General features: G+C 45.8%; 14 protein-coding genes. 7 read left to right on the top strand and 7 right to left on the bottom strand.

The genetic code is table 11. The annotated features are described in order from the left end of the window. The first annotated feature begins 13 nt into the window (after positions 1-13). The 5 genes from PCH02S_RS05150 to PCH02S_RS05130 all read left to right on the top strand — a co-directional run bounded on the left by PCH02S_RS05150 (position 14) and on the right by PCH02S_RS05130 (position 6,573). Positions 14-253, top strand: a complete 240-nt coding sequence (locus PCH02S_RS05150; protein WP_127450737.1) for a helix-turn-helix domain-containing protein — start codon at positions 14-16, stop codon at positions 251-253. Next, entirely contained in the window at positions 243-1,487 is a 1,245-nt protein-coding gene (locus PCH02S_RS05145; RefSeq protein ID WP_127450727.1) for a DUF4153 domain-containing protein, read from the top strand. Before PCH02S_RS05150 ends, PCH02S_RS05145 begins: the two co-directional genes overlap by 11 nt. Positions 1,488-1,540: 53 nt before the next feature. Continuing rightward, the gene (locus PCH02S_RS05140; RefSeq protein ID WP_127450725.1) at positions 1,541-3,799 is read left to right on the top strand and encodes an ATP-binding cassette domain-containing protein; all 2,259 of its coding nucleotides are present in this window, start codon (positions 1,541-1,543) and stop codon (positions 3,797-3,799) included. A gap of 43 nt (positions 3,800-3,842) precedes the next feature. Beyond that, the gene (locus PCH02S_RS05135; RefSeq protein WP_127450724.1) at positions 3,843-4,985 is read left to right on the top strand and encodes an acyltransferase domain-containing protein; all 1,143 of its coding nucleotides are present in this window, start codon (positions 3,843-3,845) and stop codon (positions 4,983-4,985) included. A 271-nt stretch (positions 4,986-5,256) separates the two neighbouring features. After that, positions 5,257-6,573, top strand: a complete 1,317-nt coding sequence (locus PCH02S_RS05130) for a hypothetical protein (protein WP_127450722.1) — start codon at positions 5,257-5,259, stop codon at positions 6,571-6,573. Between the two features lie 45 nt (positions 6,574-6,618). Here the strand turns inward: PCH02S_RS05130 and PCH02S_RS05125 are convergent, their stop codons facing one another. After that, positions 6,619-7,872, bottom strand: a complete 1,254-nt coding sequence (locus tag PCH02S_RS05125; RefSeq protein WP_164819450.1) for an esterase-like activity of phytase family protein — start codon at positions 7,870-7,872, stop codon at positions 6,619-6,621. A gap of 320 nt (positions 7,873-8,192) precedes the next feature. Between PCH02S_RS05125 and PCH02S_RS05120 the strand changes: the two genes are divergently transcribed. Together PCH02S_RS05120 and PCH02S_RS05115 are read left to right on the top strand one after the other, a co-directional pair. After that, a complete protein-coding gene (locus tag PCH02S_RS05120; protein WP_127450719.1) occupies positions 8,193-9,533 on the top strand; it encodes a hypothetical protein in 1,341 nt (446 codons plus the stop codon). Positions 9,534-9,561: 28 nt separating this feature from the next. Next, positions 9,562-10,341, top strand: coding sequence for a class I SAM-dependent methyltransferase (locus PCH02S_RS05115; RefSeq protein ID WP_127450718.1), 780 nt, complete (start codon positions 9,562-9,564; stop codon positions 10,339-10,341). Positions 10,342-10,381: 40 nt separating this feature from the next. Here the strand turns inward: PCH02S_RS05115 and PCH02S_RS05110 are convergent, their stop codons facing one another. The 6 genes from PCH02S_RS05110 to PCH02S_RS05085 all read right to left on the bottom strand — a co-directional run bounded on the left by PCH02S_RS05110 (position 10,382) and on the right by PCH02S_RS05085 (position 21,787). Continuing rightward, positions 10,382-11,449 carry a Ger(x)C family spore germination protein gene (locus PCH02S_RS05110; RefSeq protein ID WP_127450716.1) on the bottom strand — a complete coding sequence of 356 codons (1,068 nt, stop codon included), beginning with the start codon at positions 11,447-11,449 and terminating at the stop codon, positions 10,382-10,384. Beyond that, complete coding sequence (locus PCH02S_RS05105; protein WP_127450714.1) at positions 11,446-12,540, bottom strand: GerAB/ArcD/ProY family transporter; 1,095 nt, start codon at positions 12,538-12,540, stop codon at positions 11,446-11,448. Before PCH02S_RS05105 ends, PCH02S_RS05110 begins: the two co-directional genes overlap by 4 nt. A gap of 26 nt (positions 12,541-12,566) precedes the next feature. Then, positions 12,567-13,883: a spore germination protein gene (locus tag PCH02S_RS05100; protein ID WP_127450713.1), complete on the bottom strand. Its 1,317-nt coding sequence runs from the start codon at positions 13,881-13,883 to the stop codon at positions 12,567-12,569. Between the two features lie 137 nt (positions 13,884-14,020). Continuing rightward, positions 14,021-19,078 (bottom strand): OmpL47-type beta-barrel domain-containing protein, encoded by a 5,058-nt coding sequence (locus PCH02S_RS05095; protein ID WP_127450711.1) that lies wholly within the window; start codon positions 19,076-19,078, stop codon positions 14,021-14,023. Between the two features lie 117 nt (positions 19,079-19,195). Then, the gene (locus PCH02S_RS05090) at positions 19,196-20,869 is read right to left on the bottom strand and encodes an extracellular solute-binding protein (RefSeq protein ID WP_127450710.1); all 1,674 of its coding nucleotides are present in this window, start codon (positions 20,867-20,869) and stop codon (positions 19,196-19,198) included. Positions 20,870-20,911: 42 nt separating this feature from the next. Beyond that, positions 20,912-21,787 carry a carbohydrate ABC transporter permease gene (locus PCH02S_RS05085; RefSeq protein WP_127450708.1) on the bottom strand — a complete coding sequence of 292 codons (876 nt, stop codon included), beginning with the start codon at positions 21,785-21,787 and terminating at the stop codon, positions 20,912-20,914.

Below are 21,787 nucleotides of genomic sequence, written 5' to 3'. Positions count from 1 at the left end.
GAGGTGAACCCCTGTGGCAATTATTATCAATATTGATGTGATGTTGGCGAAACGAAAGATGAGCGTAACCGAACTGACGGAGCGGGTTGGCATCACTATGGCGAACCTCTCCATTCTGAAAAATGGGAAGGCCAAAGCGATTCGGTTCTCAACGTTAGAAGCGATTTGCAAAGCTTTGGACTGTCAGCCTGGCGACATTTTAGAATATCAAAGCGGCGGCGATACGGAAGGGGAAGACGGATATGGAGATTAGCAATCTGGTTATTAAAAATCTGGCTAACCCTCATGAATTGGAGCGTCTGTTTCGAAAAGATCCTGAAACTTTCAGAAAATCTTTCACACACGCTTGGGAACTAAACCCGGATTCGCAGGTTCTCGCAATATGGTTTGAAAGACTGAATTTCAGGGAGTCGGCGAATACAGAGAAATCATCCTTGTTCCAAAAGGATTTTATTTCCATGGGCATTCTAGCCATTTTGGCCGGACTGGTCAGCAGGTTCATTTTCCTGTTTGCTGAACAGCACACCATAGCTCATTTGAACCTTGTTTTTGGCATACTGCCTTTTGTTGCCGCCTATTTCGTATACAATAATTTCCCTAGAAAAAATATTCTGTATATCCTTACTGGCCTATTCGTCATCTCAGGCATTTATCTGAATACGCTGCCCCTCGAAACTACCGACAGTATTGTCTTGGCATATATCCATCTTCCCATTTTCTTATGGGTCTTAGTAGGGCTTGCGTTTACAGGAAATGACTACCGCAAAGGCAATGCAAGATTAGCTTATCTTAAATTTAATGGGGAATTTGGCATTCTCTACGCCATTATGGCAATCAGTGGAGGTCTGCTAACCGCATTAACGATGCAGTTATTTCGCTTTGTGGGCATGGATATAGCGGAATTTTATTTTAAAAACGTTGTCTTATTCGGAGCTGCCGCACTCGCCATCGTAGCAACGTATCTGGTGTCAAGAAACCTTAAGCTTGCTAAGAATATTGCCCCATATATCGCAAAAATCTTTAGCCCTCTTGTGTTGGTCACCTTGGTGGCCTATCTCGTAACGGTGATTTCCGTGGGGAAAAATCCATTCATGGATCGCGATTTTCTCCTTTCCTTCAACGGTATACTCCTTGCCGTATTAGCCGTCACCATTTTCTCCATTACGGAGAGTGGCAAGGAAGAGAAAAAGAACATTTCGGATTACCTGAATTTTGTACTGATTATTCTCGCGCTTCTCATAGACAGTGTGGCTTTATCGGCCATTGTGTTCAGGCTGTCTTCGTATGGGATTACGCCCAACAGAATTGCTGTTCTTGGTGTAAATCTCCTTGTCTGGACCAATCTAATATGGATTATGATCTCTTATATGCGTTTTCTGCAAAATAAAACAGGGCTTTGGGTCGTCCAGGACGCGGTCACAAAATATTTGCCGATATACGGACTGTGGGCTGCTATCGTAACCTTTACTTTTCCTTTGATTTTTTAGAATGGTACAATGAGTGTATAGGTAGAAAATTTTGCTATAGGAAGGATGTTAGCATGAGCGATTTCCACCAGGAGTATATTGTCATCTCAGGAGCAAGGGAGAATAATCTCAAGAACGTTTCCTTGCGCATTCCCAAGCGGAAGATCTCGATCTTCACCGGGGTATCCGGATCCGGCAAGTCATCTATCGTATTCGATACGATAGCTGCAGAATCCACACGACTGCTGAATGAAAATTTCAGCTTGTTCGTGCGGAATTTCCTCCCTCGTTATCCGCAGCCGGATACAGACGCAATAGAGAACTTGAGCATGGCTGTTATTGTGGATCAGAAGCGTCTAGGCGGCGGATCTCATTCCACGATGGGCACGATTACCGATATTTCTCCCATTCTCCGACTTCTGTTCTCCCGAGTAGGTCAACCCCCTATTGGACAATCCAACATGTTCTCGTTTAACGATCCGCAGGGGATGTGTCCTGAATGTAACGGGATTGGCCGCAGGCTGGGCATTGACATAAGCAAAGCGCTGGATAAGTCCAAGTCCTTGAATGAAGGAGCCATTATGCTGCCGGATTATTCCGTGAACAGCATGGATTGGTCGATGATTATCCAGACGGGGGCCTTCGATCCCGACAAGAAGCTGAGCGATTATTCGGAAGCGGAACTGGATCAACTGTTGTACAGCAAAGCTAGGAAAGTAGAGATGCAATTCGCCGGCAAGGCTGTCAATATTACAGTGGAAGGTGTCTTCGAGAAGTTCACGAATAAGTATATCAAGCGGGATTTGAAAACGATGTCCGAGCGCACACAGAAAGCTGTAACTCCGTACATTTCAGAAGGGACCTGCTACAGTTGTCACGGCGCCAGACTCAGCCAAGCTGCGCTGAATTGCAAAATCAATGGACGCAACATAGCCGATCTCTCCTCCATGGAGGTCGGACAGCTTATTCGCGTCATTCGGGAAATCGACGATGCGGTTGCCGCACCGGTCGTCAAGTCGCTCACGGAGCGGCTGCAGCATCTGGTGGATATCGGGCTTGACTACTTGACGCTGGATCGCGAGACGGACACATTGTCCGGCGGTGAGTCGCAGCGGGTGAAGATGGTAAAGCACTTGAGCGGTAGTCTGGTGGATGTCACGTACATCTTCGATGAGCCAAGCGTTGGCTTGCATCCCCGTGATGTGCACCGGCTTAATGAATTGCTCCAGAAGCTGCGGGACAAGGGAAATACGGTGATCGTCGTGGAGCATGATCCGGATGTGATTAAAATCGCAGATCATATCGTTGACGTTGGGCCGCATGCCGGCAGCCGCGGCGGTACGATTATGTATGAAGGCAGCTATCAAGGCCTATTGGCGTCCGGCACCCTGACGGGTACGCATATGAAGAGGCCGCTCCAGCTGAAACACGTTTGCAGACAGCCATCCGGCCAGCTGTCGATCAAGAATGCCTCCTTACACAACTTGCAGAACGTGACTGTCGATATTCCAACCGGTGTGCTGACCGTTGTTACGGGGGTTGCCGGTTCAGGCAAAAGTACGCTGATTAACGAGATATTTCTCAGCGAGCATACGGATGCCATCGTCATCGACCAATCGGCCGTTGGCGTGTCAACCCGCTCGAATCCCGCAACGTATACGGGGATTATGGATGATGTGCGCAAGGCTTTTGCTTCTGCAAACAAGGTGAACCAAGGCTTGTTCAGCTTCAACTCCAAAGGCGCATGCGAGAACTGCCAAGGGTTAGGTGTTGTGTACACAGACCTCGCTTTCCTCGATAGCGTGAAGCTGCCATGCGAAGTGTGTGGGGGGAAAAGATTTAAAGAAGAAGTACTTGCCTACAAGCTGAACGGTAAATCCATTGCTGAAGTGCTGGAGATGACGGTAGAGCAGGCTTTGGAGTTTTTTGAGCTTAAAGAGGTTGTCCGCAAGCTCCAGGCAATGAGTGATGTGGGGTTAAACTATATTACACTCGGTCAGCCGCTCAGCACGCTCTCAGGCGGGGAATGCCAACGTATTAAATTAGCCAGCGAACTGCATAAAAAGGGCAGCATCTATGTGATGGACGAGCCTACAACCGGCTTACATATGTCCGATATCGGTCATCTTCTGGGGATTATGAACCGACTAGTGGATGCTGGTAATACGGTCATCGTCATCGAGCACAATCTGGATGTGATCAGTCAAGCGGATTGGATCATCGATATGGGGCCGGATGGAGGAAGCAATGGCGGTCAAGTGGTGTTCGAAGGAACACCTCAGCAGATTATCCATGCGGAGCACTCGATTACGGGGAAATACTTGAGAACTTAACATAGCTTATTTTGTTATTGTTTACTAGGAGAGGTGTACATTCATGGAACTTTTGTTACTATCAAAAGAATTAACACAGCAATACTGCAGGAAAATATTGATGCCTGAAGGGGCAACCGAACTATTGGTGGAGATCGCTAATAAGCTGAACAAGGATCACAAACTATTAGATATTTATATGGATTTTTACAAAAATACAATTGAAAGTGGTCACTGGACAACGGTTTGGGAACCGTTAACGATTGACCCTTATGTAGAAGAAACCTTTGGGAATGAAGCTTCCCTGTTTTATCTGCATGCCGCCTTGCAAAGATTGCCCCTAGCCGAGCAGAAGTATGCTGAGTGGGGGTTGAGTGAGGAATTATTCGTTGAAACTTTGAGGGATATCGGCGTATGGGTACAAAATGCCTATAATCTGGTGGGATATTATGCCATTAGAAATTTCAGCTGGATCTGGAGACATCTTGAAGCCAGAATGTTCCGAATCGGCGGGATGCAATTCCTGGCTGCGAAATTTTCCGGCGTCGTCAAAGGCTTTTACAACGCGAAGGAAGAAAGATTTTTACTTTTATGCGGTGAAGGAATGGAACTGCGAGCAAACGGCGATATGCAAGGCGTATGTAAAAAAGAGAAGACAACCGATGGTTTTGTAACGGAATATACGGAAACGGAAGAGTTTTACATCGGACATCCTATTACGCCTATTGGCAAAGGACTTCAGGAGCAAGTTAAGCTTAACAGAGATGAATGGGAAAAAGTGCTGGACAAAGATGATACGTTGCTTGAAATCCACATCCCAAGAGATACTGCTTTTAACATGGAGTCTATCAAAGACACTTATTTAAAAGCGAAGGAATTTTTTGCGACCTACTTTCCAGAAGTCAAATATAAAGGCATGGTTTGCCATACATGGCTCTTTACTCCCCAACTTCGGGAGATGCTGCCGCCTACGAGCAATATCTTAAAGTTCCAAGAGCAATTCTACCTGTATCCGACAGCGGGATCCGTGCGTTTCCTATGGAATTTTGTGTTTAATGAATTAACAGAGGTCAAAGACGCGAAAGCTGACACCTCACTAAGGAAACAGGTTCTTCAATATGTAGAGGAAGATAAAGAGATATTTGATATGAATGGGATCTTCCTTGATTTGTGCGGTGAGTTTGGCAACGTATCCTACGAAAAATGAAAGTTCATTCTAAGTTAGATGCAGATATGAAAAAGGAGTACTGACAACTGTCGGTACTCCTTTTTCATAATCTGGAAATTTATGAATGGAGAAAAGGGGATAGGGAAACCTTACAAAGCAATTGCCTGGATGATTGATAGTCTGCAATTAAACATCTAAAGTTCCAACAATGTTCAATGGCACGTTGATCATGGGGGAAACGGTCTTTGCAGGATATGGTATAGTAAAGATATTGACTACCATATACTCCCATCCTGAAAGGGCGGTTCGAATGACAGGAATGCGTTCGCAGGCTCCAATGCGGAGCGTGCAAAAAAAGGATAGCGAAAGCGGCGAACGAGCAGTTCCCAAGGTGGAGCGCAGCGCAACAACTGGCCATTGGATGCAGCTGCAGCGGACACTGGGAAATCGAAGAGTAGGAGAGTTGCTGCAAAGAAACATGCAGCTTTCTGCAGAGCCAACGGAAATTGTCGTGCAAAGGGCACCAGGTCTGCCAACGAAACAGGATTTGGAGAGCGATGGGCTGAAAGCCGGCACCAAGTTTGGATTAGGTAAGACTTCGTGGGGCAATCTCGGCGATGCGCTCGTCGTCTACGAGAAGTTAGGCAATACGGATTATGCAGCTCAGAAAGAGCAATTAACGAAGATCGAACATATTCTTGGAGAATGGCGTGCTAGCTACAACCTGAGAGAGAGCAATAAGAAATTGAAGAAGAAGGACCCGGCAAAACTACTTAAAGTGAATGAGATTTTGGAGAGTATCAAGCAGAGAAGAGCTGTCATTCTAGAAGCAGAGGCACCATCGGATGGTCGAGATGGACGCCGTCGTGCAGAGGCATTTAGCAAAAGAGAAGTCATTGCTCCTTTGACAAGGCAACAGGAGATCGTGGAAGAGAAGAAAGAAATGAAAGCTTCTGAGACGATGGACGAATATTTGAAGAAGAGTGGGTACAAGCAAGATCGCAATTATATGTCATGGGGGAATGGTACGATTGCACACGTAAGTTGGAAAGCACATGTTGGCTCCGGTGACGCCAGCCAGAGGTTGGATATTGCACAGATGGTCAGTCCATTGCTTAAAAGTTGGGAGGTCTACCATAAGTTCGATATTACTCCAACTCCTAAACCTATCGACAAGTTTCTTACGGTCTATCCTCCCGATGCAGATGAGGAATGGGAAAATATTGTAAATATGCTTGAGTCAGCATTAGGCGGTTTTGCTACTGTCGATGTCACTGGAGACATGCCCGTTGGGGAGACCGGTAAGGTGAATATGCGACATGGTCAAAATACGCCGCTTACGCCAAGTATGCTTAGAGGTGTAGATGTAGCATCCGATGGCAAGGTTGGAGATTTTACAAAGATGGTGGGTACTGCCGTGCAAGGTGACGGTCTACCTTTGTGGGAATTAGGTGGGAAATTATTCTTCAATAAGATCGAAACCGCGGAACCTCCTTCTAAACTGAATCCGAATACGATTTATATGGCGATTCTCGTGGATGGACGGATCGTACCGGATAAGAGGGAGGAGCCGAATCCCGCGAATGTCCCACTTCCGAAGGGAGTTAAGAAATTCGAGCGCCTATAAATGAAAAAGAGACCGCCGGATGCGGTCTTTTTTCTACAGCGATTTTCATTTCTTCTCGGGTGAAACGTCGAAGGCTAGAAGCTGTGTCACTTGCGAAGCGCCAAAGTTGTTGTCAGAGACAAGAACAAGGCTGTCGTGCCCGTTTTGGAGTTTCGGTCCCCATGCTATACCTTCCACATTGTCAAGTTTCGGCAGGCCTAATGTATTAAGATCCAGCACTAGCTTCTTTGTAAGAGGTGTATATTGGCCGGACGTTAAAGAATCAAGGTTATTCACATTCGTCGCTTGAGCGGCATCCGCTTCATAGATGCGAATATAATTGGAATAATTGCCGTCGGCGGCTTGCACACCGGAACGTTCTAAGATGAGGAACTGGTGATCATTAATCGCAAGCATTTCCGAAACGCCGTTATCGGCGCTTTTGCCTTGTCCGGGTTTAGCCGGGATGGCATCAATCGGATAAGCATACTGCGCGATGATGTCGCCGCTCCGATTGTATTTCGTTATTCGGGAATATGAACCAGCATCCACCGTCGAGATTTCGCCATCCTGGTAAAGAGCGGCTTCCATGGATGTAAAGTAGTATTTTCCGTCCGGGGAAAAGCTGCTTCCTTCCAGAGCGAGATTGTTGCGGAAACCTTTCTGTGTGGAGCTGCCGCTACTGGCATCGATTTGGAAAGCTTTAGGAGTCAGGATGGAAGACAAGTATTTGCCCTTTAATGTCGCTTGGCGGATGAAAGGGTTCAAGTTCAGCGTACGATCACCTTCGCTCGTATACCAGACCGATTTGCCGTTAGGATCAAAGCGGATCGATTCCAGATCAGGGACGATGCCTCGCTGATTAGCCGTGTAATCTTTTTTGTTCGGATAAGTTGTGCCATCCTCTTGTTTGAACTCTGTCATACCGGTTAGTTCGACGCCATAAAAGCTTTTGGTATCGTATTTCAGCTTCGCAGTGTAAAAACGAGCAGGCGCGTTGTCTGAACGATCGTCACTGATCAGAATCCATTGATGCGTTCTTGGGTTGTAATCAATACCGGATAATCCGCCAACAAGCGTTTCCTCGAACTTCAGATCGTTTCCGATTCGTTGCTCACCAATAAACGTAAGTTGTCCGACCGTGTGATTCACAGCATGCTTCGCTTGCTTATGAGGGTTCGCTGCTTTCGGTTGTTGGCCTTCCGTCATTGGAGCTTGTCCACCTGGTTCCGTCGTAGCGGCCGAAGCGGCAGTGAATGGTGCGGAGGCCAGCAACAAACCGGCGACAGCACTTGCGGATATGAGCTTTCTTACCTTCACGTCAACACCTTCTCTCCCAATTTCATCCATCCGTAACGATGACACTCTCATTATATAGAAGTGCGCCAGAACGGGACAATAGGGTATGGGAAAATTTACATAAGCTTAAAGTAGCAGTTCGAAGAGCCGAGAGCTGAAATCATTTTCGGTAATTACTATCACTTGTTAACAGCAAGAGCTTCGTAAATCAAGGCTTAAAACCAACCTATCACACCCGCGAGGCTGCCAATCAATTCTACCAATCTCCACCGTGGTAAATTGTAGTATTATAATTATTATCAGATTCATTGTTAATCAGCACTAAGGAGGCTCGAAACCGTATGCAAGCCCATGCATCTTCGAAATCAACCCGAGCGAGCAGTACTTCGTTGGAGAAGCAGTCTCCATCTTCAAAAATGGCGGATCAGCCATCTTCTTCCATGCGTATGCCGATGAATGTCTCCTCTGTTCTTCAGCTTCAGAGAACAATTGGCAATAAAGAAGTGGCGCGTATGATGTCGCAGGTGGCAGCGCCAACCACGTCGATTGGGCAGCCTGCTATTCAACGAAAATTAGTAGCCCAGTACAGCGATAGTTTGAAACGCAGCGCAACGACAAGCGACTTATTGCAGGCTTTCGAGCTGATCGGGATGAAGAGCCAAATCCTTTCGGCGAAAGCAAATGCACGCGTGAATCCTTCTACGTTTAATGCGATATTGGAGCAGGAAATAGATGAAGCGGACTTTACCGTGCAGTTAGCGAAAGATAAATGGGAGCAGTCCCGAGACCAAATCAGCCAACTTGCGAGCAATGTCCTGCAAAAGCTGTACCTGGACCCAACGGTTTCCAATGACGACGGGGAGACGGATATTTTTTATGATACAGTTGAGGATCATACAAGTAAGGAAGATATACTGCCGCGCTTGGAAGATCTGCGAACGCACATGCACATTTTTCCCGGTGATATGAAAACACGGCTACTGAATTATTATTCGATGGCTTCTTTATCCAAGCCGGATGCGCTTTTGACTATAGATATGGCCGCCATTGAAGAGATGGAGTCTTACGTTCTGGACTTCTCGAAGAACATTCTTCAAGAGGTGAAAAGGTTGAACAGCCGAATCGCACAAGATGCAACGCTTGCCCGACTGGCTCCTCAGCTTCAAGATTATTTAAATACGTTCCTGTTTGTAAAAGCTGAGGATTTAGGAGCCTTCCCTTTGAAGGAAGTTTCAGACAACTTAGCGTTTCTCGATAGGCGCATCGAGAGCTTAGAGTCGGATTTCAATGCTGAACCAAAGCCGGAGGTATATATTCATCAACAAGCCACAGATGAAGCGCTCGATAAATACGTCTCCATGGTTCACAATAACTGGAATGCCGGGCGCGACAATCCAACCCGTGATACGCCTGCCAAACATACGCATGTCGAAGGATACAGCACAAGCATGATCTTTTCTATGCAAAATGGCAGTAAGGATCTATATATTCATGGTGTCGTTGCCTTTCATATGGACAGCACGATGTCCTCCTCAGAAGCAAGGGAAGCAAAGGAGATCGAGGATCGCTCTCAGACATTGGCCAATTTTATTGCTTACATGCCGTCCGGTGATACGTGGATTACGAAGGATCAGTGGTATCTAAATAAAATAGCACAGTATTTTACAGTTGATTTTCTATAAGGGATGTCACTCATAGGGAGGAATTTCAGTGCCGATCAATTTTCATGATGAGAAAAATAAGGGTACGTATACAACAAGGACCGCTGATGATACATGGATGAGATTCATTGAGAAAAAGATGGATGTTCACAATAAAGTAGTGGCAGATATTGGGTGTGGCGGCGGCATATATACGAAAGCCTTTAGTGATTTGGGGGCAAGCCATGTTACTGGCGTTGATTTTTCAAAGGAAATGTTAATAGGGGCTGCGGACAACTGTAAGGAAAAGGATAATATTACGTTCGTATTAGGAGATGCGTTTAGTTCCAATCTACCGTCGAACTCCAATGACATTGTACTGGAACGAGCCTTAATCCATCATTTAAATGATCTAATGGCCTGTTTCAAGGAAGCAAATCGTGCGTTGAAAACGAATGGATTGTTTATCGTTCAAGATCGGACACCAGAAGATTGTTTACTACCAGGAGATGCCAATCACCTTAGAGGTTACTTTTTTGAAAAATTTCCTCAACTGATCGAGAAAGAAGTTGCTCGAAGATATACGTCAGATCAAGTGCGAAGTGCACTTGCAGCAAATGGATTTGAATTGCTTAATGAAACACAACTGTGGGAAACAAGACGTGTTTATGAAGAGTTAGGAGCATTGACTCAAGATTTACTGCAACGAACAGGGCGCTCTATTCTTCATGATATTACGGATAGTGAGCTTCAGGAATTAGTTGTATTCATAACAAAAAAACTTGAAAATACAATACTTCCCATTGTCGAAAAAGACTCATGGACTGTATGGATAGCCACAAAGAAATAGAGGCTGAAAAGCCTCTACTCCGTATTGGCAGCGCGCAAAATTAATTTTCATATACATCGCCGCTATTCGTGATGATGCATCCAATCGTCAGATCGGTTTCTAATTTAGGATAATAGTCTTGACGCCAATTCACGAGCTGATCGAAGGGCAGCTTGTTCCTGAAATATTGCCCGGTCCCTAGAGCATCTGACCCAATCGTTTTGAGCTGACCGAAGAGTTCTTCATACCGCTTTTTCATATCTTTGGCGAAAGCTTCCTCGATTTGTTGTTCATTCAAACTACCGTTGTTCTCAATCAATTGCAAGGAAAGCTGCATATTCATATGAAGTACGGGATGTTCATCACGCCAATCGGTATGAATGCGGTTTTTACACTTTACAATGGCTACGCTTGCCCGATTCGTGACTTGAACAACAGAACCTTGAAACAATTCTTCATATAGGTTGATTAACAGAGATTGTTCCTTCTTAATTTCCCCTTTCATTTTCCCTTTGGCCATGACTGCAGACCCTAGAAACTCCAGCATCGTTGATTTTCCCGATCGAAGGATAGGGATAGTGACATCTTCCGTGTCTGAGTGCATAGCACCGAAAATTCTCCAAACATAGGCTAAATTAATCTCAGGACTCCATCCTGCATTTTTATTGAAAAAATTCATAAGTGCGCTACCGTCCGTTTTGATGACACGACCTGTATGAGCCAGAAAGGCTCCAATTTCCTCCGAGGTAATAGCCACGAGGGCTTTGGTTGGAAGCTGCTGGCTTCTCGCAATGAAGGCTATCGCTTCCTGGATTCCATCTTCCGCAAGCGTACGATCAATAACGATAAATTGCACATGCATAAAATCGATGCCAGCTTCAATATCGGTATCAATATCCGTAAGTGCTTTGCTAATGGTGTCGGCTTCTTTGTAGTAAACTTTGGATGAAAGTCCTTGTTTTTCAGGATAAGGAATTTGAATGTGAATTCTGTATTTATTGACCTTGCCATAGGAAATACCCATGACAATAGGTAAAACCCGATGATTAACGTCTTTAATATCCCAACAGCCGGTTAACAATATGGCGCATGTGAGTAGTAGAGTTCCAGTCTGAAGCTTACGTATCATTTTTGAAAAACCTTCTTTCTATACGCTCTTTGAATGAAACCACCTCGTAGATAGACTGCAACAGGTATCACCAGGAAGACAAAGATACGGAACCAAATATCAGATGCGTAGATTTTCACATAGGAACTCCAATTTGGGATCATCGAAGATGCAACAAACACAAGCAAGCAAAGGATTGGCCTTATGTAAGTTTCTTTCCATCTCGGTATCATTTTGTGAACTAACACAGATGAAGCCCAAAGCGCATAGGAGGTAATTAATAGCACGAAAGCAAGCAGCGCAACGGCATAAAATAATGAAATCCGATGAAAGATGGACCATGTAAGGTTAACTGTGTCAATACTTGTTACCAGTGGAAAATTCATTAAGGTTGCCGCGTTGACACCAAATACAAGGATTGGAATATAAATGATCACCACATAAAGCATAGTCAATGGAATCATTGTAATTAGAAGAGGCTTCAGTTGTACTTTAATAACAGGTGGCAGCATACCCAGAAGAAGAAAAGGGCAGATCGTAAATAAGGGAACGAGGAACTCAAAATGCTGCATAAAGTCAAAACTTGTATTTACAAGTGGAAAGAGATTGGTAAACCTTGTATTAACGGAACAACCCAGTAGGGCAAATAAAAGCGCAGGGAAATACAGAAAGGACAATAAGCTGCTAGCTCTTAAGATTCCTTGGGGGCCAATTGAAGCTCCAAGTAAGGTAATGGAACAAAGAAATATCAAAATTGAAATTAACGGTGATCGGACCACGAATACGATGATCATGAGTTCGGCAAAGCCGCGTATTCCCATAACTCCGATAAGGAGTATATAGACAATAAGAGGCAAAAGCAGGGCTGTACTAACCGATCTGCCGAGAGGAAGCAGTAGATCCGCATAATCCAAATTCCCTGCTTTGTTCAAGCCTTTCAACAAAATGACCATAAGAATTAATTCGATAAGCATATACAGGAGGGCCGGTTCCCAATGCCCATATTTCGTCGTATGTAACATCGCTCTTGGAAAGAGCAGAAAGATGATACTGCAATGAGATCCGATGAAAAAAAAGGGGACTGTTAACGTTGTAATCCATCGAGAACTCATAGCATTCCGTCACTCCTTTTCAGTAGTTAAGTTTGTTTTATTTTTTTGAAATCGAAAAAACTCATAAACGGAATACCAAAGTGTTCAATTTTGCTCACGTAGAAACAAATTGCTATAAAACCGGCGAACAAACCGAAAACACCAAAAATACCGGAGAGCACAACGATAACCGCTCTCATAATTCGGATATTCAACGTGTTTAAGTAATTAGGAAAAGCAAAGGTGGCCGTAACGGAAACGGACAGCACAATGATAACAAGGCTGCTGACCAGCTTTGCATCGACAATGGCTGTTCCGAGAACGATGCCTCCGATGACCGTAATGGATGCTGCAATACTTTTGGGTAAGCGCTGTGTAGATTCAATACTAATTTCGCTAACAATTAATAAAAAGGCCATTTCTAAAAAGGTAGGCAGCGGGATGCCGATTCGGCTGCTTGCTACAGAGAGGGCAAGTTCGATCCGTAGTGTTTCCGGATTTACAGAGACTAGAGCTACATAAAGTCCAGGGGTCAGCAATGAGATTAGTAAACTCATTAGACGCAAGGATCGGAGCGCATACATAATGAGCAGGGGAAGTTGTCTATCCCACTGAATAGAAATAAAGTCGTCAAATAGCAGAGGTAGCACGTAAGCAACGGGATGTCCATCTATCAATAAGATAACTCGGCCTTTCATCATGGACGAGATGGCTTGCATTGGGATTTCCGTTTTGTAAAAAGGTGACAACAAGTCAAAACGACTGCAGCCGAGTATTTCCATCAGATCTTGACCTGTTTGCAAATCTCTGTGTGATGCGTTCTGCAAGTTACTTTTTACTTGACGCAGAAGTTCCTTATTGACAAGCTCTGAATGGTAAATTAAAGACGCCTCTTTCGTTGCTCCTCCAGTAAATGTAAAACCTTCAGCAATTAAATAGGGCGAATTCAGCGATTTTCTGATGAGTCCAATATTTGTGGTTAAAGGTTCCATGAAGGCGACGGCCGGAGCAAAGGGCATCGATTCGTTCTCGGGCTTATCGATGGTTCGGGAAAGAGGAGCGGGCGCTCCTTGAAAGCTGAAGGCATGTTCCCCTGTGGTATTCATTAAAACAACTCGTCCCAGTTGAAGTTCATCCATCGCCTCTGGGCTCCAGGGCTTACCGACCAATCGCATGCAAAGGTCGTTATAGGTTACGGTTGGCGTAACACCGGAATTCCAAATAAACACAATGGTTTCCTGGGAATTCACGACAGAATCATAATAAACCAACCACATAGATTCTGCTCCGAGCTGCAGCCGTTCAATTTTCAAATCACGATGCAGCTCTGCTTTTTTAAGTAAAATCTCCAAAAAATTGCCCATGGCTAACCTCCCTGAGATAGTGTTTACTATAAATTGGGAATTATTCAGAGGCCGCCTGCATAGGACGATCAATCTGAGAAAGAAAAAAAGGGCCGATCATCCAAAAACAACTTTGGACAAAGGCCCTTATTTCCTATTTACTTCTCAAATTTTTGCTGTAAAAATTGCAGGGCATCCTGGAGCATCTTGGCCGTCGCGCTGTCCACATATTTACTGTCTCTAATGGCCGCATCAAAGAAAGTCGGATCTTTCAGCTGATTTTGGTTCACCAGTTTCTGAAGCACGGCGACCGCTGTCTGAAGGCTGTTATAGACGGTTTGGTTTTTGAAATAACCTAGATTCCATAATAACCGGAGGAGATCGTCTAAATGATCCAGATCCATGTTGACCTTCAATACATAGGTACGTACAATCGTATTGCCCGCGCTGTCGGATGCCGTAACTTCAATTGTATGTTGACCCAACCATAAACTAAGTGGTTGAAGGTTTATGTTGGGGCTGACAACGACGCCGTCCAGTTTAACTTTTGATGAGGCTACTCCACTTAAAGCATCAGAGATCCCAACATTCAAGACAATCGGATCCGTCCAATAAACCGTTAACGGACCGGCTATATTGATTTCAGGAGCTTGTGGATCATAACGAACTTCGGCAGAGTGCCCAACTTCTTGATTCCCGGCGATATCCGTGCTGTAGTAGTAAATCGTGTTCACACCATAAGTACTTACGGTAACCGATGTTCCGACAATTGATGTTCCACCGTTTAGGGAATAGAAGGTCTGTTGTACGCCGCTTAAAGTATCATAGGCCGCTAATGTGACGGTTTGCGGTGTGCGCTGCCAGCCCCCTAAATAGGTATGAGTGGTAGTTGGAGCTGTTTTATCGATGCCTATAATTAAATCTTTGGGCACTTCCTCGTTATTCAACGTATCAATGGAGCGGTATTGGATTCGATAAATCCCATCATCGGCGAAAGTAACGGGCTGATCCGTGACAGTCTGCCAAGTCTCAGCTCCTCCCAGAATGCGGTACTCGGTCCGCTTGATGCCTATTCCGACAGTCGGATGTTCGACTGTAAAGGCGACCTGCACATTTTGCTTATTGAATGTACCTGAACCCATTACTCCGTCTGCTGTCGCCGTGGTCACAGGAGGGGAGACATCCCGCTTATTCACTTGAAACGTAATTTCTTTGGTGTTGTTCGTACGATCCATCTCTGTGAATCGCCCGATATCATTAATATTGACGCTTAATTGGTAGGTAGCTTCTCCATTGGGCACTTCCCAATACCCGTTTTCACCTCCAGCATTCGTATACAGCGTAGCAGTGCCGCCAACTGGAATGGATTGATTGTACGTATCCGTATAGCCGAACGAACCACCGTTCAACCCGAATACAGCTCCTGTAATTTGTCCGGCAGGGGTGGGAAGAAGCCCTACATTTTTCACGGTGACATAGAAACGCACGCCTTTTTGCCCGGCATAAGGTCCAGCGGGATCCGTTCCAAGGTCGGTTACAATCAAATCAGGGCCGGGAGTCAGGGGCTGGCGTTCCAAGCTCAGAAATTCAAACGATTGATGAATAACACGTCCGTTTTTAGCGACAACTTTGATGATATGATTTGCCATGGGGAGGCCCGTTTTTTCGAAAACCAGCTTCTTCGCGCCCTGCGTATTTGCCGTCTTCAAATCAACGGTTGCTTGCAGGACATCGTCCATATAAACATCTGCCACTCCCAAAGTAGACTCAATATCGGAGTACCAACGAATTCCTGTGCCTTTAAAAGCCATTGCTGCGTAATCACCGGGTGTTGTCGTTTCATGAAGATCCGCTCCATTAGCCCCTAATGCGAAGGTAGCAGAGGAGTAATACGTATTGGGACTGGAATGAACGACATTCGTCCACAGGTTCTGAGGTGTTTCATCCAAAAAGCCTTCCGTCAGCTCAAACCAATCGAAATAAGCAAAAACATTATCGGTACTCTTGACAATGGAAAGCACAAGATTGCTTACGTCCGCAGGCATCATGACATTGTATTCGATTGTTGTATAGACGTTAGGCTCCGTTCCGGGCAAATCAATGGAGCGAATCAACTGATTGTTGATCGTGAGATTGACCTTTTTATTGGCTGCAGCACTGTATTTGAGCTTAAGAATATAATTGGTATTTGCTTTGACGGGAGGTTTCAGCAAATTCATTCTCCCTTGTGTGTAATACATTCCGACAAATGTGCCATGATGTGTCACACCTTCCAGCTCCGTTTGCTCCGATTCCACATGCCATGCTCCCATAGATGTCGTGGTAAAAGGAGAGGAAGGTAAAGTTAAGGAAGATATGGCAATAGGGGCGCTCGGCAAGGATTCATTGCCCGAATCATCATAAGCGATAAGCGTATAGGAGTGAGCGCTCTCAGGACTCACATCTTGATGTGTGTAACGCGTGATTGCTCTAGGAAGCTTCGCAAGCAGTAGGCCATTATCGTACAGCTTATAACCGGCTACTTCTGCATTATCCGTTGAGGGCTGCCATGTCAGTTTAATTTGTTTGTATGAAACGGCCCTCGCTTGCAGCGCAGGTGTACTCGGTTTGGCATCCTCATATGGAGTCAGGATGTATTGAACGGCTTCACCAGGTTGAATTGTTTCTGATAACTGCACGCCAGAAGCGGCGTTAACGATGCTAAAACTGCGAGCAGCCGCATACGTGTTGCCTGCACCAAAACGTTCCGCCGCATACTGAACGTTAGCAGGCAGGATAACGTTCACCTTCATCGTGACCGGAGTCGTTTCGAAATTAACAAAGTTAAGCAGAATTTTGTTGGATTTGGCTCCGGTACTGCTCACAGCAAGCGTTGATGTATCCACCGCACGGAAGTAAGCTTTTTTCCCGGCAAGCTCATTCTGATTGGTATACACATAAGGGAGCGGCTTGCCATGGGTGCTGTAAGCAAGAGCCAAGCGGCGGAAAATCTTCAATCGCGTTTCGTCGGGATCGCTTGTATTGATCCATGCTTCCGCATCGTCAGCTGCATTCATTTCGATATCTTCTTTGAGCAAGCTGTACTCTCGGAAGTATGCGGCATGCTGCATAATGTAGTCGAGATAACCAATTGTACTGCGCGTTTCCCGATCGAAGATGGAGGCGAAGCGATGGGTGAAAGTGTCATACCGGTTATTGTCCGTATGAAAATCATTAGCGCCTGTTTCACTCATCATCATCGGTTTTGCGAGTCCGTCCCCTTGATAATCAGGAAAGGTTTTCTGTGTCTCTACAAGAGCGCCGCCCTCACCGCTTGAAATGCCACTTAAGGTATAGCTGTGACCGTTGGTCATATCGGTGTAATCTTCGATTTGCTTGCGATAAGCAGGATCTCGCTCCCAGCCATCCGGAATACCCTTGGAAGGCCAGTAGGCCCAACCTGGAGAAACCGCTTTCAACCATGGGTTTAGCAATGGCTTTTGCTCGCTAACATACTTGGCCAGCGCCAAGTCAGCGGCGAAGGCATTGTTGAATACGCCAGGTTCATTATCCAGCTCCAGGTACTCGAACAAATCTCCATTTTCTCCAATGAGATTGTTGTAGTATTCTTTCAGTTTCTCTGGGACAACGCCTGACGAGAGCTCCGGGTCCTTGATGTAGGTTCCGAATGGCAGCAGCACGGGGGCTAAATTCAAATCGCGCAGGGCTGTCAGCCATTCACGTGAAAATTGACTGCTGCGTATGACATTTCCACTGTAGGCAAGCCCCAGCCACTTCGTTACTTCCATCGTTTGCAAGTCACGGTCTTTCAACACGTGCGATACTAACGCCGTTCCCAGACGAATATACCGGCCGTGAATGGGTTCCGTTGCTGGAGCTGTCAAAGCCTCAAGTTTGGCATAATCCCATTCAAACCAATGGAATTCGTCGCCTGCACTTCCGGCATACAAACCGCGATCCAATGAGAGCTTCAGCTCATTAGGTCCAACCTTTAACATTTCCTTAGGAATATACAGCTCGTAAGTTTCTTTGAATTTTCGATTCGTATTTCCGCCGCTAAGGCCGACAATCTGGATTAATCCGGCCATCGTATCATTGGAAAAGACAGCTAACTGCGGAACGGAAACATAGGCATCCAAGCTCCTGAAGCTGAACTGCACACCGTATTCCGGAATTTCGGCTAAGTTGTAAGTAATCACCATCGTACCGTTGCGATTAAGCTTTAAGCCTTTGGATATCGAACTCCAATCTGTGCGGGTCGCCCAGTCGGAAGGGAGATTCATGGATTCCACAGGAGATGATGAATAGTCGCTAAATTCAGAAGAGAGCTGATCATCAACTCCTATTCGCCAAAGCAGCGAATACGCAGGAGTTGGCTCTACAGCTTTAATTTGCGTGTAGAAGGTAGTTGAAAACAGACTCTTTCCTGCAGGCTGCGCCGACGTCTCCTTTAACCGGACCTGAATTTGCCCGATCGTATAATTGATATTCTCCAGCTGGAGCGGGTTCATGGATACCGTTTGCCACGAGTTGCCGCGATCCGTGCTGTATTCATAGGCGGCCAGATCCGAATAACCGGGAACAGGCGTCCACCCGAATGTGTTTGCTGTGTCATCCTGGACGGGATTTGTTGGTGCATCAGGCAGCACAAATGGCTTCATGTAAGCACCGGGTATCACTTGTTGGGTTATTCCCGGACCTTGCCAAGCGACAGCCAAATTATCATTCGAGGTGTTTTCCTTGTGCAGAGCCTCGATATAATATCTCTTGCCGCCTATTAACGGAATGATCACGGATTTCTGAGTTGGAGACTTGTTCCATTCTCTGGGCTTGGCGAAAACCGTGTTCCATGCGATTTTCTCTTTGTGCGCAGGATCGCCGTCCGGACTCAACCATAACTCGGAGCTGTCATCCGCAGCAATCCAGAAGGTGTAACCACCGCTAACCGGCGGCGTCAGAAAACCATATACGCGTGAACCATACAGATCCCCGGTATTATTGGGTGTCTCAAAGCTGGTGAGTATCCTGGAACCCGAAGGAGGCGCTTTTACAGGAATTTGTTCTACTTTACCGCCAGGAATATTGTTCCAATAATCCTGGGTGATTCCTGTTCCCGCAGCGAAGGCACGGTAAGCAGGGAAGAGAGGGAGCAGCGAGACAATGATTGCCGACAGAAGGATTGAAACAAGGAGCTTTGACTTGTGTAGGGATCTCATAATTACCTCCAAATGAATGAGATGATCAATAGGATTCCCTAATCCTATCCGGGGTCCACGTCATGTATAGGCGGTGCTCCGACTCTGCAAACCTAGGAGCACCGCTACTCCTTCGTTCTATTTCAATTCATTCTGAGATTGTTCAGCGAATTTGTATAAATCATCAATACTAAATATTTTCGTTTTGTTGTTCTCGTACCATTTGGCATAATAATCATCGACTTGCTTGCCGCCGGCCTTTTCCCAGACATCTTTGGCATCTTTCACAGCTTGCTGTGCGGTGTAACCGGAGCCGCCAACCAAAGCTTTCAGCCAAATGTCACCTTTGTCGATATTGTTGGACTTGCTTGTGCTTTTGACAATCGCTTGCAGGTCATCCGGCAAAACCGGCAGGAAGTCGTTACCGAGCGAAGGAACCGGACGATCTTTATTGATATAAATTTCTTTGGATTTGAGATTGATATCGAGCAGCTCTTTTTGCGTAGGCACTTCCGGTCGAAGATTCACGAGATACACTTCCGCGCATTTGCCGAGCAGCAGATCGGATCGCATCATGTTCAAATCATCGGTGTAAAGTTCTTTCTTATTTTTCTCCGTGTCGATAGGCTGCAAACAGCCATTCGAGCCTTTTTGTGAGTGTGTACCCTCGATGCCATTTTTCAGCAAGCTGGCGTGCTCGGGATCTACCATCCAGTCGATATACTGCATAATCGCTTTCGGATCTTTAGCTTTGGCGTTGACGACACCGACCATTTGCACAGGTGTGCTGATAATTGGGCTGAACTGGCCGAACTGGCTTTTTGGTAAGGCCATGGGAATGACCTTTGCCGTGGGGTTGTTTTTCTTCAACGTTTCATAGTTTGAGATGGTAAACCAGGCACTGTCGATCGCAAAAATCCCCAATTTTCCATTCATAAAATCTTGGATTGCCTTTTGTCCGTTCTTATCGGTAAGAAAGTCCTTATCCACTAAACCGTTGTCAAACAAACGTTTCTGGAATTCGACGGACGCTTGAAGACGATCCCAGTCATGAACGAAAGCACCGTTTTGTTCAGCCCAGTCAATCGAACGCCCGAAGATATGGCTGATCACGGAGAAGCCGACACCACTCAGGTTGATACCGAACGTATCCTTTTTACCATTACCGTCTGGATCTTGGTTCACGAAGGCATTGGCCACGTTATATAATTCTTCCGTCGTCGTTGGGACTTGCAGATTCAGTTTCTCTAGCCAATCCTCACGAATTAAAAGACGATGATGCGGAGCCACGACATTCAAGCGTCCAATTTCATACAGTTTACCGTCTTCCTTGGTTCCAATTTTGCGCAGGAGCGGATACTTCTCAAGAATTTGTTTGTAGGTTGTGCTGTATTTGTCAACCATCTCATCGATCGGCATCAACAGTTTCTGCGAATACCAGCTGTTCCTGTAATTGGCATCATACTCCAGAATCAAATCCGGCGCGCTTCCTGAAGCGAACAAGGCATTAAATTTCGGGAACGACTCCCAGCGGGGGACTGGTGTATATTTCACATCGACGGGACCGTTCTTGTTGATCCAATCCACCCAACGATTTTTATCCCAGTTGCCTTCCTCCGGAGGGATATTCCCCCGATCATACACGGAAACGTTAATCGCTCCTCTTTGCGCAGATTCAGCTCCCGGGGTCGCATTCGGACTTGATGATGCTCTTGGATCGTCAACTTTGGGCGTGGAACAGCCTGCCAAGACGGCGGCACAGACGAGTGTGGCTAGTATGGCTTTCCGATGACCCTTTGGTACCATGAACATGGAAATACCCCCTTAGATAATTCGATTTCAAGGTCTTCCGACTTATCCTTTAATGGCGCCGATCATAACCCCTTTGACAAAATACTTCTGCAAGAATGGATAGACGATGAGCATAGGCACGATGAGTACGATTACGCCGGCCGCTTTGATGGATTCCGGTGTCATTTGCTGCAGGTCATCCGGTCTTACGGAGTTAAGCTCTTGAAGTATGGATTGACTGGCAACCATTTGTTGAATCATAACCGCCAAGTTCATCCGAGTGCTGTCATTGATAAACATGAGGACATGTAAGAAGGAATTCCAGTATCCGACGCCATAAAATAAAGTCAACGTTGCCAAAACAGGGAGGGATAGAGGGAGAATGATCCGCGTGAGAAGCCGCCATTCACCGCAACCATCCATACGCGCTGCTTCTTCAAGCTCCTCAGGCACGTTCATGAAGAAGGTCCGAAGCACGAGCATATTAAATGCACTGATCAGTCCGGGCATCCAGATGGCGCCGTAAGTATCCAGTAAGCCAAGACTTTTCACAATCAGAAAAAGAGGAATTAATGGCGTCCCGAACAGCATGGTAAATACAATAGCCAGTGTAAAAAAACGGCGCGCGTAGAAATATTTCTTGGCTAACGGATAAGCCGCCATGATCGTAAACCACATGCTGAGCACTACGCCTACAACGGTAATCACGATGCTGTTGCGGAAAGCTTTTACCATATTCGTGCCCGTATATAAAGCTTTATACGCTTCCATGGTCCAGCCTTGCGGCCAGAGGGAGACATGCCCGGATACAATTGCTTGATAGCTGCTCAGCGACAGAGAAATGATGTGAAGCAAGGGAAGTACACAGCTTAAAGCTGCAAGTCCCAGGAATAGATAGTTGCATGTATAAAAGATTTTCTCATCCCATGCTGGTTTCAT

This window comes from Paenibacillus chondroitinus NBRC 15376 (assembly GCF_004000765.1).
In the GTDB taxonomy this organism is placed as follows: domain Bacteria; phylum Bacillota; class Bacilli; order Paenibacillales; family NBRC-103111; genus Paenibacillus_E; species Paenibacillus_E chondroitinus.
Note: the sequence above shows the minus strand (reverse complement) of the source record. Positions and strands in the feature narration are given on the sequence as shown.

Excerpts from the sequence above, each read along its gene's own strand:
- PCH02S_RS05095 (WP_127450711.1), bottom strand. The coding sequence starts at position 19,078 with ATGAGATCCCTACACAAGTCAAAGCTCCTTGTTTCAATCCTTCTGTCG.
- PCH02S_RS05105 (WP_127450714.1), bottom strand. The coding sequence starts at position 12,540 with ATGAGTTCTCGATGGATTACAACGTTAACAGTCCCCTTTTTTTTCATC.
- PCH02S_RS05140 (WP_127450725.1), top strand. The coding sequence starts at position 1,541 with ATGAGCGATTTCCACCAGGAGTATATTGTCATCTCAGGAGCAAGGGAG.
- PCH02S_RS05120 (WP_127450719.1), top strand. The coding sequence starts at position 8,193 with ATGCAAGCCCATGCATCTTCGAAATCAACCCGAGCGAGCAGTACTTCG.
- PCH02S_RS05145 (WP_127450727.1), top strand. The coding sequence starts at position 243 with ATGGAGATTAGCAATCTGGTTATTAAAAATCTGGCTAACCCTCATGAA.
- PCH02S_RS05100 (WP_127450713.1), bottom strand. The coding sequence starts at position 13,883 with ATGGGCAATTTTTTGGAGATTTTACTTAAAAAAGCAGAGCTGCATCGT.
- PCH02S_RS05085 (WP_127450708.1), bottom strand. The coding sequence starts at position 21,787 with ATGAAACCAGCATGGGATGAGAAAATCTTTTATACATGCAACTATCTA.
- PCH02S_RS05135 (WP_127450724.1), top strand. The coding sequence starts at position 3,843 with ATGGAACTTTTGTTACTATCAAAAGAATTAACACAGCAATACTGCAGG.
- PCH02S_RS05110 (WP_127450716.1), bottom strand. The coding sequence starts at position 11,449 with ATGATACGTAAGCTTCAGACTGGAACTCTACTACTCACATGCGCCATA.
- PCH02S_RS05090 (WP_127450710.1), bottom strand. The coding sequence starts at position 20,869 with ATGTTCATGGTACCAAAGGGTCATCGGAAAGCCATACTAGCCACACTC.
- PCH02S_RS05130 (WP_127450722.1), top strand. The coding sequence starts at position 5,257 with ATGACAGGAATGCGTTCGCAGGCTCCAATGCGGAGCGTGCAAAAAAAG.